A 12,502-nucleotide genomic window follows, 5' to 3' on the forward strand; every position below is an offset into this window, starting at 1 on the left:
TTTTGTTATTTTATGTCGTTATCGTCAGAGGCGACTAAATAAGAGAAAGGGAAAGAGGGGGGGGAGGAGGGGAAAGAGGGAAAGAAGAGACAGGACGTGGAGCGGCCCCGGACTGGGGTGGTCGAACGAGGGGTGGAGGCGCGCGCGGGCGTACGCGGAGCAGGCACTGCAGCGTCTCCCGGGCGTCGTCGTCGGTACGGATGGGGCTCCTGGGGTCAGGAGCTCTCGCACATCCATCGACACGCCGGGCGAGGTGCTTGAAGAATCGGCCGGGGAAGGGGTCAGCCGAACGGGTGAGGGTGATCTCCGGAGGAGATCGGGACGAGCTGCCGGGACGGCCGGCTCAGGGCGCCCACCAGGCGCCGTGCCGGTGCACCAGGGGGATCCGCAGCTCCCCGCCGTCCTCGGTGGAGATCACGAACTCCAGCTTGGTGATGCGCACGGGAGGGCCGTCGTCCTCCGGTTCGAGCAGCCGGCCGGTGGCCAGGGGCATGGGCGGCAGGACGAGGACGTCCTCGCCGGGGAGCTCGGCCATGCGGAGTCCTCTCGAGTGCTGGGGCGCACCCACCGTAGGGACCCCGGCCGGAGACGCAACGGGCCGGGTGACCCTGGGGTCACCCGGCCCGGCCCCGTCCAGGGGCTCGCCCTGAGCGTGCGAAGGGTGAGAGGGACGAGGTGTTTCTTCAGCGGCCGTCGAGCGGCACGTAGTCCCGTTCGGTCTCGCCGGTGTAGATCTGGCGCGGACGGCCGATCTTGGTGCTGGGGTCGGCGATCATCTCGCGCCACTGCGCGATCCAGCCGGGGAGCCGGCCGAGGGCGAAGAGCACGGTGAACATCCGCGTCGGGAAGCCCATCGCCCGGTAGATGAGCCCGGTGTAGAAGTCCACGTTGGGATAGAGCTTCCGCTCGACGAAGTAGTCGTCCTTCAGGGCGATGTCCTCGAGCTGGCGGGCCAGGTCGAGCAGCTCGTTGTTGCCGCCGAGCTTGTCCAGCACGGTGTCGGCGGTCTTCTTCACGATGGCCGCGCGCGGGTCGTAGTTCTTGTAGACCCGGTGCCCGAAGCCCATCAGCTTGACGCCGGGCTCCTTGTTCTTGACCCGGTTGACGAACGAGGGGATGTCGCCGCCCTCGCGCTTGATCGCCTCGAGCATCTCCAGCACGGACTGGTTGGCGCCACCGTGCAGCGGCCCGAAGAGCGCGTTGATGCCGGCCGAGACCGACGCGAACATGTTGGCGTGCGACGAACCGACCAGGCGCACGGTCGAGGTGGAGCAGTTCTGCTCGTGGTCGGCGTGCAGGACGAACAGCATGTCCAGCGCCTTCACCAGGTCCGGGTCCATGTCGTAGGGCTCCGCCGGGAACCCGAAGGTCATCCGGAGGAAGTTCTCGACCAGGCCGTAGGAGTTGTCGGGGTAGAGGAAGGGCTGGCCGACGGACTTCTTGTAGGCGTAGGCGGCGATGGTCGGCACCTTCGCCAGCAGGCGCAGCGTGGAGATCTCCACCTGCTCCTCGTCGAAGGGGTCCAGCGAGTCCTGGTAGAAGGTCGACAGGGCGCTGACCGCCGAGGAGAGCACCGGCATCGGGTGCGCGTCGCGCGGGAAGCCGTTGAAGAACTGCTTGAGGTCCTCGTGCAGCAGCGTGTGGCGGCGGATCTTGCCGTCGAACTCCGCCAGCTGGTCGGCGGTGGGCAGCTCGCCGTGGATCAGGAGGTAGGTGACCTCCAGGAAGCTGGACTTCTCGGCCAGCTGGTCGATCGGGTAGCCGCGGTAGCGCAGGATGCCGGCGTCGCCGTCGATGTAGGTGATCGACGACGTGCACGAGGCCGTGTTGACGAAGCCGATGTCCAGCGCGACCTTGCCGGTCGTCGTCAGCAGCTTGCTCGTGTCGAGGCCGTCGGACCCCTCGGTCCCGTGCTTGACGGCCAGAGGCAGCTCGCCGCCGGGATAGCGCAGAGTTACGTCTGTCTCGGTCATCACCCGCGACGCTAGACCCTCGCCGCCCGGTTCGCGGCTCAGGCCCCGCCGGTGCGGGCGGGAGGGTGCAGATCCGGGCCCCCTCCCGCCGCACGGCTCAGGGGTGGGTCATCGAGAGGACGTCGAGGGCCTCGTCGAGCTGCTGCTCGGTGAGCTTGCCCTGATCGACGTAGCCGCGCTCCACGACGACCTGGCGGATGGTCTTCTGCTCGGCCAGCGACTGCTTGGCGACCTTCGCGGCCTCCTCGTAGCCGATGTACTTGTTCAGCGGAGTGACGATCGAGGGCGAGGACTCGGCGTACTCCCGGCACTGCTCCACGTTGGCCACGATGCCGTCGACGCAGCGGTCGGCCAGCAGCCGGCTGACGTTGGCCAGCAGCCGGATCGACTCCAGCACGTTGCGCGCCATGAGTGGCAGCGTCACGTTGAGCTCGAAGACGCCGGTGGTGCCGGCGTAGGTGACCGCGGCGTCGTTGCCGATGATCTGGGCGCCCACCTGGATGACCGCCTCGGGGATCACCGGGTTCACCTTGCCGGGCATGATCGAGCTGCCCGGCTGGAGGTCGGGGAGCTGGATCTCGCCGAGGCCGGTCCGCGGGCCCGAGCCCATCCAGCGCAGGTCGTTGGCGATCTTGATCAGTCCGACGGCGATGGTCTTCAGCTGGCCGGAGCCCTCCACGAGGGCGTCGCGGGAGCTCTGCGCCTCGAAGTGGTCGCGCGCCTCGGTCAGCGGCAGGTCCAGGTCCGCGGCGAGCTTCTCGATGATCGCCGCGGCGAACCCCGGCGGGGTGTTGATGCCGGTGCCGACGGCGGTGCCGCCCAGCGGCAGCTCACCGATGCGGGGCAGCGAGGCCTCCAGCCGCTCCACGCCGTAGCGGACGGCGGCGGCGTACCCGCCGAACTCCTGGCCCAGGGTGACCGGGGTGGCGTCCATGAGGTGCGTGCGGCCGCTCTTCACGACCTCGGCGTACTCGGTGGCCTTGCGCTGCAACGAGGACTCCAGGTGGCGCAGCGCCGGGATCAGGTCGCGCACGATCGCCCGGGTGGCGGCCACGTGGATCGCGGAGGGGAAGACGTCGTTGGACGACTGCGAGGCGTTGACGTGGTCGTTCGGGTGCACCGGCGATCCCAGGGCCTCGGTGGCCAGGGTCGCGATGACCTCGTTGGTGTTCATGTTGCTCGACGTCCCGGACCCGGTCTGGAAGACGTCGATGGGGAAGTGGTCGTCCCAGGTGCCCTCGGTCACCTGCGCGGCGGCGGCGACGACGGCGTCCGCGATCTCCTGCGGCAGGACACCGAGGGAGGCGTTCACGGTGGCCGCGGCGCCCTTGATCGAGGCCAGCGCGGCGATGAGCTCGCGTTCGATGGGCGTGCCGGAGATGGGGAAGTTCTCGACGGCGCGCTGGGTCTGCGCCCGCCACTTGGCCCAACTGGGGACGCGGACCTCTCCCATGGAGTCGTACTCGACGCGGTAGTCCGTCTCGGTGGCCACGGTGCGCTCCCGGTGGTGTGGATGGTGACAGTGCTCCGCACGGGACCCTAGACACCCGTGGGGGCCGGGTCGGTTCCGCCCCGGCCGCGCTCCGCCGATCAGGCCGTCGAGCGGCGTTCGGCCGACGAACCGGTGCCCGTCGCGGGCACGAGCCCCGAGGAGGGCACTTGTCCCAGCCGCCGCAGTTCCCGGACGCCACCCCCGCCGCCGACGACGGGGCCGCCGATGGTCGGAGTGCCGACGGCCAGGCCGCCCCCGGCTGGCCCGCGCCCGGCGCGCCGTGGCCGGCACCGGCCGCCCAGCCCGACTGGACGGCCGCCCAGCCCGACTGGACGGCCGCCCAGCCGGACTGGACGGCCGCCGCGGCCGGCCCGGCGCAGTTCCCGGTGGGTACCGGTTCCCCGGCTCCCGGGTCGCCCGTCACCGGTTCGCCGGAGCGGGGACGCTGGGTGCTGGCCGGCGCCGCGCTGGCCGGTCTCGCCGCGGGCGCCGTCGGTGCCACCTTCCTGGTGACCGCCGCCTTCGCCGGTACCGCCGAGGACATCGGCCGCGCCATGGCCGAGGAGTTCGGTCCGAGCATCTCCGAGGGCGTCCGGGACGGCATGGTCGATGCCGCCGAGGAGCAGATGGACGCCTACATGCTCGAGGACGAGTCCATGGGCTGGTACGCCGACGAGCCCGGCTTCAGCGGCGGCGACGTCGAGCAGTTCCCCGCCGTGGAACCCGAGGACCTCGGCCCCGACCGGGTGTTGGACGAGTACGCCCAGAGCTGCTTCGAGGGCGACTACCAGGCCTGCGACGACCTCATGTACGAGTCGCCGCCGCTGTCGGCGTACGAGGAGTACGCCAGCACCTGCGGCGGCCGGGTGAAGGAGTTCACCGTGCCCGCCTGCACCGAGCTGGAGTGACCGGACCGCGTCCCGGTGCCTGTGCGCCGGGACGCGGGATCGGTAGCGTCGAGGCGTGAGCGACGACGCCGCCGTCCCCGCCGTCCGGGCGTCCGATGCCGAGCGCGACGCCCTCGTGGTGCGGCTGCAGGCCGCCGTCGGTGAAGGGCGCCTGGACCTCGACGAGTTCGCCCAGCGCGCGGAGAGCGCCTACGCGGCGGTGACCACCGCCGAGCTCGAGCGGCTGGTGGACGACCTTCCCGTTCCGACGGAGATCGTGGGCTCGCGCGCTCCGCAGACGCTGCGGGACGTCTTCGGCGACGTGCGCCTGGCCGGACCGGGGCTGCCGCCGCGCCAGATCTCGTCGGTCTTCGGGGACCTGCGTCTGCGCAGCCTCGCGCCGGGGGAGTCCGCCAGCCGCTGGCGGGCCGTGCTCGACCGGCTGGACCGCGGCCGGGGCGGCCCGGCGCGCTGAACGACGACGGGGACCGGCCAGGTGGCCGGTCCCCGTCCTCGTCTGCTGCGGCTCAGTGCCGGTCGAAGGGCACGGCCGAGTAGGCGCGCAGCTTCTCCAGCGAGTGCAGGCTGTCGATCGAGCGGATGGTGCCCGAGCGCGAGCGCATGACCAGCGACTGGGTGGTGCACCCACCGGCGCTGTACCGCACCCCGCGCAGCAGCTCGCCGTCGGTGATGCCGGTGGCCACGAAGAACACGTCGCCGCGCACCAGGTCGTCGATGTGCAGGACCCGGTCCAGGTCGTGCCCGGCGTCCAGGGCCCGCTGCCGCTCGTCGTCGTCCTTGGGCCACAGCTTGCCCTGCAGCGCACCACCCATGCACTTGAGCGCGCAGGCGGCGATGATGCCCTCCGGGGTGCCGCCGATGCCGAGCAGCAGGTCCACGCCGGTGCCCTCGCGGGCGGCGGCGATCGCGCCGGCGACGTCGCCGTCGGTGATGAACTTGATGCGGGCGCCGGCCTCCCGGACCTCGTGCACCAGCTGCTCGTGGCGCGGGCGGTCGAGGATGCAGACGGTGACGTCGCCGACCGAGCCCTTCTTGGCCTTGGCGATCCGCTTGATGTTCTCGGCGACCGGGACGGTGATGTCGACGACGTCCGCGGCGGCCGGGCCGGTGGCCAGCTTCTCCATGTAGAAGACCGCCGACGGGTCGTACATGGCGCCCCGCTCGGCCACGGCCATGACGGCGATGGCGTTCGGCATGCCCTTCGCCATGAGCGTGGTGCCGTCGATGGGGTCGACCGCGACGTCGCAGTCGATGCCCTGACCATCACCGACCTGCTCGCCGTTGTAGAGCATGGGCGCCTCGTCCTTCTCGCCCTCGCCGATGACGACCACGCCGTTCATGCGCACCGTGCCGATGAGTGCACGCATCGCGTCCACCGCCGCGCCGTCGCCGCCGTTCTTGTCGCCGCGACCCACCCAGCGGCCCGCGGCCATGGCGGCCGCCTCGGTGACCCGCACCAGCTCGAGGGCAAGGTTGCGGTCGGGGGCGGGACGCCCGGTGCCGAAGCCGCCACCGGCGGTCGTCGTGGGAAGGGGACCATCGGGGACGGGCAGCGACACGGGACCTCCTGTAGGAGGACCCCGTCCCTGTGACCCCTCGCGAACTCGGGGCGGGAGCGGGACGGGGCCAGGGGCGGCAGAGCGCACGAGCGTTGCTGCGATCCTAGGGGCATGACCGGAATCGGCCCGACGAGCCAGCGTCCCCAGGGTCCCGACGACGCGGACGCCGTCGAGCTGCCCCCGCCGCCGCCGTCGCCGGTGGAGCGGGCGAACCGGATGAGCGCGGCCAACATGCTGCGCTCGCTGCTGCCGTTGGTGGTGATCTGCCTGCTCATCGTCGGGTGGACCGCCTTCGGGCAGAGCGGCGTCGACCCGGTGCGCGAGATCGACCCCACGAGCACCATCCAGCTGGCCGACGCGCGCGCCGGCTACCCCCTGCTGGTGCCCGCCGGCCTCGAGGACGGCTATCGGGCGACCAGCGCCCGCACCGATGCCGGGAACGTCGCCGAGGGCGACCCGGTCACCCTGGAGATCGGGTACGTGACGCCGGACGGGGCCTTCGCGGGCTTCGTCGTGAGCGACGCGGCTCGGTCCGAGGCGGTCGGGGACGTGCTCGACGGCGCCACCGAGGGGGGCAGCGTGGACATCGGTGGAACGCCGTGGACCCGGTCCACCACCGAGCGGGGCGAGACGGCGCTGTCCCGCGTGGACGGCGACGTCACCGTCGTGGTGAGCGGCTCGGCGGAGGACGACGAGCTGGAGACGGTGGCCGCCGCGGTGCGGCCCTACGCACCCCGCTGAGCCCGGTCCGGCTCAGTCCTCCGTCGGGGCGGCGGCGGCCAGGCGTTCGCGGGCGCGGTCCAGCCAGTGCTGGCAGAGCCTGGCCAGCTCCTCGCCCCGCTCCCAGAGCCCGAGCGACTCCTCCAGCGTGAGGCCACCGGCCTCGAGCCGGCGGACGACGTCGGCGAGCTCCTCCCGCGCCTGCTCGTAGGTCGTCGTCGGATCGGCGGCGCGCTCGTCGGTGCTGCTCATGCGGGGTCCTCCTGGTCGGTGCTGGTGTCGCCGGCCCGGTCGACGCGGACGGGCAGCCGCCCACCGGCCACGCGGACCCGCAGCGGCTCGGCGTCGGCCACCTCTGCGGGGTTGCGGACCAGTGAACCGTCGGCCCGCTGGACGACGGCGTAGCCGCGCTCCAGCGTCGCGGCGGGGGAGAGGGCGGCCACGCGGGCGCGGGCGTGCTCGAGGTCGCGCTCGGCCGACTCCACCCGGTGGGTGAGGGTCCGCAGGGCCCGGGTGCGCAGGCCGAGGACGTCGTCCTCCCGGCCGTGCAGCAACCGGTCGGGGGCGGCCAGCGAGGGGCGGCTGCGCACCGACTCCAGCCAGCGCTCCTGCTGCTCGAGCCGGGTGGTCACCAGGTGGCGGGCGCGGGCGCGCAGCCCGTCGACCAGCCGCCGCTGCTCGCCGATCTCGGGCACGATGCGGTGCGCGGCATCGGTGGGGGTGGCCGCCCGGACGTCGGCGACGTGGTCGACCAGCGTCGTGTCGGTCTCGTGGCCGACCGCGGTGACGACCGGGGTGCGGCAGGCGGCGACGGCGCGCACCAGACCCTCGTCGGAGAACGGCAGCAGGTCCTCGACCGAGCCGCCGCCTCGCGCGACGACGATGACCTCGACGTCGGGATCGGCGTCCAGCCGGCGCAGCCCGTCCATGACGTTGGCCGCGGCGTTGGGCCCCTGGACCACGCAGTGGTGCGTGCTGAAGCGGACGGCGGGCCAGCGGCGGCGGGCGGTGACCAGCACGTCGCGCTCGGCGGCGCTGTCCCGTCCGGTGATGAGGCCGACGACGCCGGGCGCGAAAGGGAGCGGGCGCTTGCGGGCGGGGTCGAACAACCCCTCGGCCGTCAGCAGCCGGCGGATGCGCTCGATGCGGGCCAGCAGCTCACCGAGGCCGACGGCACGGATCTCCGTCGCGCGCAGGGAGAACGAGCCGCGGGCGACGTAGTAGTCGGGGCGGGCGCGCACGATGACGCGGGCGCCCTCGGTGAGCTCCAGGCCGGGGCGCTCGGCGACCTCCCGGTGGCAGGTCACCGGCACCGAGAGGTCGGCCGCCGGATCACGCAGGGTGAGGAAGACGGTGGCGGCGCCGCTGCGGCGGGACAGCTGCGCCACCTGCCCCTCGACCCAGACCTCGCCCAGCCGGCCGATCCAGTCGGCCACCTTGCGGGCCACGGTCCGGACCGGCCACGGCGACTCGGGGGACGACGGCGCGGTCATGCCGCGAGCGTGTCAGACAGCGCCGTCGTCTCCCTGGGTGGCCCCGCGCAGCGTTCCGCCCGAGCGCCCGAGGGGGTCCTCAGAGGCCGCGCGGGGCGAGCGGGCTCGCCTCGACGGCCTGCTCCTCGAGCTTCTCCAGCCGGTTGCGGAGCATCCGCAGGTAGGGCTCGCGGGCGCGGTTGGCCTGCTCGTAGGCGAGGAGGTCGGCGACAGTGCTCAGGGCGTAGCCACGCAGGCGGCCGCGCAGCTGCGCGATGGAGAAGTCGTCGTACCCGTCGATGGGGGCCGTGGCCGGCGCCTGGCTGCGGGTATCCGCGTCGTCGGCCGGAGCGTCCTCGGTGGCCGGAGCGTCGTCGGTGGCCGCGGCGACCGGGCTGCCGCTCTCGTCGACCGCCACGGTCTCGGTGTCGGGAGAGTCGGTGCCGGCCGGCTCGTCGGCACCGGCGGCGGCGTCGGTGGTCGCGACGGTCTCGTCGGTCCCCGGCTCGTCCTGCGGTGCCTCGACGGCGGCGACGCCCTCGTCGGTGACGGCGGCCTCGACGGTCTCCACCTCGCCGTCGGGCGTCAGGATGTCGACGGTGGTGGCGACGTCGGCGGTCGGGTCGGCTTCCGCCGCGGCGGTCGTGTCAGTGGTGGTCGCGGTGTCGGACTCCAGCAGTGCGGACTCGAGGGCGTCGGCGTCCTCGGTGACGGCGGCGTCCTCACCACCCGTGGCAGCCAGCGGATCGGTGTCGGCGACCACGGGGACCGCCTCGTCGATCGCCAGCTCGTCGAGCACCTCCTCGGTGCTCGGGGCGTCCTCGGTGACCTCGATGGACCGCTCGGCCGACGCCACGCCGTCGGCGGAGTCCACGACCGCGTCGTCGACGTCCACCCCGGCCTCGTCTGCGGCGGCGAGCACGGAGGCCACGTCCTCGTCGGTCACGCGGTCGAAGGCGGAGTCGCGGAAGCCGTTGGACGGCTCGAGGTCCTCGTCGAAGGTCGCCAGGCCCGGCTCGCTCTCCCCTCGCAACCCGGTCAGCAGCTCGTCGCCGCGGGCGATCAACCCGGCGTAGGTCTGCTGGACCTTCATGGCGTGCTGCATCGCCACACCGATCACGCGCACGGGCAGCCCCGGCAGCGTCTCGGGCAGCTTGCGCGCCTCGTCGAGCACGGTCGCCGCCAGACCAGCGGCGGCACGGACAACCTCGGGGATCTCTCGGGCCATGCGCACAGCCTGCCCCAGAACGTCAAGGTCGACACCCGGTGTGGCCAGTTCCACCCGCGAGTGCAGCCCTGTGCAGGGCCCCGGTGCGAGCTTGCGAGTGACGGGGGGCACACGCTTTTTCAACTACCATGGGGTCATGGCTGAACAGCGCGGACGCGTCCTGCTGGCCGACCCCCGGGGCTACTGCGCCGGCGTGGACCGGGCGGTGGTGGCGGTGGAGCGTGCCCTGGAGATCCATGGCGCCCCCGTCTACGTCCGCAAGCAGATCGTCCACAACAAGCACGTGGTGGCGACGCTGGAGAGGCGCGGCGCGATCTTCGTGGACGAGACCGACGAGGTGCCCGAGGGCTCGGTCGTCGTCTTCAGCGCCCACGGGGTCTCCCCGGCGGTGCACGAGGAGGCCGCGGCCCGGCAGCTGCGCACCATCGACGCGACGTGCCCCCTGGTGACGAAGGTGCACCAGGAGGCCAAGCGCTTCGCGCGCGACGACTTCGACATCCTGCTGATCGGTCACCGCGGTCACGAGGAGGTCGAGGGCACCTTCGGCGAGGCGCCGCAGCACATGCAGCTCGTCGACGGCCCCGAGGATGTCGCCGGTGTGCAGGTGCGCGATCCGGAGAAGGTGGTGTGGCTGTCGCAGACCACGCTCTCGGTCGACGAGACGCTGGCGACGGTGGACCAGCTGAAGACCCGGTTCCCCGGACTGCAGTCCCCGCCCAGCGACGACATCTGCTACGCCACCCAGAACCGCCAGCAGGCCGTCAAGCAGATGGCCGGCGAGTGCGACCTGGTGCTCGTCGTCGGCTCGACGAACTCGTCCAACTCGGTGCGGCTGGTCGAGGTCGCGCTCGAGGCCGGCGCCCGGGCGTCCTACCTCGTGGACTACGCCGCGGAGATCGACGAGGCCTGGCTGGAGGGCGTCTCGACGGTCGGCGTGACCAGCGGCGCCTCGGTGCCGGAGATCCTCGTCAGCGAGGTGCTGGACTGGCTGGCCGAGCGCGGGTACCCCGACGTCGGCACCGTGAAGGCCGCCGAGGAGCGCCTGGTGTTCGCGCTGCCGCACGAGCTGCGCCGCGCCGAGAAGGCCAACCGGGCCGCCACCGACTGAGCGCTACGCCCGCAGGAACGACGCAGCCCCGGTCCGCAGCAGCGGACCGGGGCTTCGTCGTCGGGGGAGATCAGCGGCGACTGACCAGCCGGAAGAGCGCCAGCAGGAGAGCCACGCCGGTGGCGGCGACCATGGTCGGGAACCCGCGGACCAGCAGCGTCGCCAGCGTGGCGGCGTTGAGCGTGGCCGACGGGGCGAGAGCCGCGTTGACGACGGCCACGAGCACGAACACCAGGGGCGGTGCGACGACGACGGTGAGCAGGTCGCGGCGGCGGACCAGCAGGGCGGCCATCGCCGTGCCCGCGGCCAGCGCCACCAGCGTGATGAGTCCGAGGCCGGTGCCGACGAAGGAGTCGATGCCGCAGCCGGCCAGGGTCAGCAGGAAGATGCCGGCCACGGCCAGGACCCCGCGGAGCTTGCTGTCGCGGCCCGCGGGTGCGGCGGTCCGGGAACGGGCGCCGGGACGCTCGGCGGCCCGCTCGGCCGGACGCGGGCGCTCGTTGCCACGACGCGGCGGCGGGGCCGACTCGTAGCGGTCGGAGGCGTACTCGCGTTCGGCGGCCCGCAGGCGGTCACCGGCGCGGCCGGGCACCGGGGCGCTCGGGCGGGACGGGCGGCCGGAGCGCTCGGTCCCGGCGCTCGGGCGGGGCGCGCGCGCCGGGTACGGCCGGTCGGGCCGTGCGCCGCTCTGCCATGCGCCTGCTGTGCTCGCGGTGGCCAAGGCGCACCTCCGTCCCGTTCGATGACCGACCCGACTGGTCGCCCGTCGGAGCAACGGTAACGACAGAAGTCGCCAGTCGGCCGGAGGACGTCGCCGCGTCGTCCGCTTCGGGTGGGGGTGGAGGAGTGCAGGGTGAAGGCTGTGACGTGCGGTGCGGACGAGTTGCCATCACCCGTCGCCGGCGGCACCGGATCCGTCAGCCAGATGTGCCGTCACGCTCCCGCTCGGCGACGTCGAAGGGCGTGACCGCGCCGTACGTCTCGGGGCTGTCGGGCGCCTCGGCCGGGCGGAGGGTGCGCACGGTCGCCTCGACCTCCTGCGGCTCGGGCACGGGGGCCTCGGCCACCCCGAGGTCGTCGAACCGGCGTGCGGCGGTCAGCACCGAGCGCTCGTAGGAGCCGACCGTCTCGTTGTAGCGGGTGAGCGTCGTCGACAGCGCCGAGCCCAGCCGGGTGAGGTGCCCGGAGAGGGTGCTGAGCCGGGCGTGCAGCTTGCGCCCGACCTCCAGCACCTGGTCGGCGTCACGGGCCAGGCGCTCCTGCCGCCAGGAGTAGGCGACGGTGCGCAGCAGGGCGAGCAGCGTGCTCGGCGTCGCGAGGACCACGTCGCGCGAGAAGCCGTACTCGAGCAGCCCGGGCTCGGCCTCCAGGGCCGTGGTGAGGAAGCCGTCGGACGGCACGAAGAGCACGGTGAACGGCGCCGCCGGGCGGAACGCCGTCGGGTAGTGCCGTGCGGAGAGCTGGTCGATGTGGGTGCGCAGCTGACGGGCGTGCATCGTGATCCGCTGGGCCCGGACGTCCCGGTCGTCGGCCTGGACCGCCTCGATGTAACCGGTGAAGGGGACCTTGGCGTCGACCACCACCTGGCGACCGTCGGCCAGGGTGACGACGAGGTCGGGGCGGACGCCGGCGCCCTCGTCGTTGGTGCCCGAGGGTTGCTCGACGAAGTCGCAGTGCTCCAGCAGTCCGGCGACCTCGACCACGCGACGCAGCTGGACCTCGCCCCACCGCCCGCGGACGTGCGGCGTGCGCAGCGCCGTGACCAGTGCCGCGGTCTCGTGCTTGAGCTGCGCCGACGTCGTGCCGACCGTGCCCATCTGCTCCCGCAGCTCGCCGTGCGCGGTGGCGCGGGCCCGCTCCATGCCGGCCAGCAGGCGGTGCAGGTGGTCGAGGGACTCGTGCACCGGCTCGAGCCCGTCGTCGGCGGGACGGCGGCGGCCCAGCAGGGCGACCACTCCGAGGGTGACGGCGGTGGCCAGCAGCGCACCGAGGAGGAGCCCGAGGAGCAGGGAAGCGGCGTCCATGCCCCGGAGGGTGCCGGA

The 12,502-nt window shown here is 73.0% G+C and carries 13 protein-coding genes; 4 read left to right on the plus strand and 9 right to left on the minus strand.

The window, feature by feature from the left end; genetic code table 11:
* Positions 1–343: 343 nt before the first annotated feature.
* From C5508_RS10695 to C5508_RS10705, 3 genes are all read right to left on the minus strand, one after another.
* Positions 344–535, minus strand: coding sequence for a hypothetical protein (locus tag C5508_RS10695; protein ID WP_104524931.1), 192 nt, complete (start codon positions 533–535; stop codon positions 344–346).
* 148 nt (positions 536–683) lie between these two features.
* Entirely contained in the window at positions 684–1,973 is a 1,290-nt protein-coding gene (locus C5508_RS10700) for a citrate synthase (protein WP_104524932.1), read from the minus strand.
* Positions 1,974–2,070: 97 nt separating this feature from the next.
* A complete protein-coding gene (locus tag C5508_RS10705; protein ID WP_104524933.1) occupies positions 2,071–3,465 on the minus strand; it encodes a class II fumarate hydratase in 1,395 nt (464 codons plus the stop codon).
* Positions 3,466–3,632: 167 nt separating this feature from the next.
* Between C5508_RS10705 and C5508_RS10710 the strand changes: the two genes are divergently transcribed.
* Both C5508_RS10710 and C5508_RS10715 read left to right on the plus strand, forming a co-directional pair.
* Complete coding sequence (locus tag C5508_RS10710; RefSeq protein ID WP_104524934.1) at positions 3,633–4,373, plus strand: hypothetical protein; 741 nt, start codon at positions 3,633–3,635, stop codon at positions 4,371–4,373.
* Positions 4,374–4,428: 55 nt separating this feature from the next.
* Positions 4,429–4,827, plus strand: coding sequence for a DUF1707 SHOCT-like domain-containing protein (locus C5508_RS10715; protein ID WP_104524935.1), 399 nt, complete (start codon positions 4,429–4,431; stop codon positions 4,825–4,827).
* A gap of 52 nt (positions 4,828–4,879) precedes the next feature.
* Here the strand turns inward: C5508_RS10715 and glpX are convergent, their stop codons facing one another.
* Complete coding sequence (glpX, locus tag C5508_RS10720; protein WP_104524936.1) at positions 4,880–5,932, minus strand: class II fructose-bisphosphatase; 1,053 nt, start codon at positions 5,930–5,932, stop codon at positions 4,880–4,882.
* A 111-nt stretch (positions 5,933–6,043) separates the two neighbouring features.
* Between glpX and C5508_RS10725 the strand changes: the two genes are divergently transcribed.
* Positions 6,044–6,673 carry a DUF4245 domain-containing protein gene (locus C5508_RS10725; RefSeq protein ID WP_104524937.1) on the plus strand — a complete coding sequence of 210 codons (630 nt, stop codon included), beginning with the start codon at positions 6,044–6,046 and terminating at the stop codon, positions 6,671–6,673.
* Between the two features lie 12 nt (positions 6,674–6,685).
* On the opposite strand, the gene C5508_RS10730 is transcribed toward C5508_RS10725, so the two are convergent.
* The 3 genes from C5508_RS10730 to C5508_RS10740 all read right to left on the minus strand — a co-directional run bounded on the left by C5508_RS10730 (position 6,686) and on the right by C5508_RS10740 (position 9,352).
* The gene (locus C5508_RS10730) at positions 6,686–6,904 is read right to left on the minus strand and encodes an exodeoxyribonuclease VII small subunit (protein ID WP_104524938.1); all 219 of its coding nucleotides are present in this window, start codon (positions 6,902–6,904) and stop codon (positions 6,686–6,688) included.
* Positions 6,901–8,145: an exodeoxyribonuclease VII large subunit gene (xseA, locus tag C5508_RS10735; RefSeq protein WP_104524939.1), complete on the minus strand. Its 1,245-nt coding sequence runs from the start codon at positions 8,143–8,145 to the stop codon at positions 6,901–6,903. Before xseA ends, C5508_RS10730 begins: the two co-directional genes overlap by 4 nt.
* A 79-nt stretch (positions 8,146–8,224) precedes the next feature.
* Positions 8,225–9,352: a lipid droplet-associated protein gene (locus C5508_RS10740; RefSeq protein ID WP_104524940.1), complete on the minus strand. Its 1,128-nt coding sequence runs from the start codon at positions 9,350–9,352 to the stop codon at positions 8,225–8,227.
* A 136-nt stretch (positions 9,353–9,488) separates the two neighbouring features.
* Here C5508_RS10740 and C5508_RS10745 point away from each other — a divergent pair, with 136 nt between their 5' ends.
* Positions 9,489–10,460 (plus strand): 4-hydroxy-3-methylbut-2-enyl diphosphate reductase, encoded by a 972-nt coding sequence (locus tag C5508_RS10745; RefSeq protein ID WP_104524941.1) that lies wholly within the window; start codon positions 9,489–9,491, stop codon positions 10,458–10,460.
* 70 nt (positions 10,461–10,530) lie between these two features.
* On the opposite strand, the gene C5508_RS10750 is transcribed toward C5508_RS10745, so the two are convergent.
* Positions 10,531–11,052: a DUF6542 domain-containing protein gene (locus tag C5508_RS10750; protein ID WP_104524942.1), complete on the minus strand. Its 522-nt coding sequence runs from the start codon at positions 11,050–11,052 to the stop codon at positions 10,531–10,533.
* 325 nt (positions 11,053–11,377) lie between these two features.
* Entirely contained in the window at positions 11,378–12,484 is a 1,107-nt protein-coding gene (locus C5508_RS10755) for a DNA recombination protein RmuC (protein WP_104524943.1), read from the minus strand.
* Between the last annotated feature and the right edge of the window lie 18 nt (positions 12,485–12,502).

Source organism: Blastococcus atacamensis (assembly GCF_002938425.1).
Classification (GTDB): Bacteria; Actinomycetota; Actinomycetes; order Mycobacteriales; family Geodermatophilaceae; genus Blastococcus; species Blastococcus atacamensis.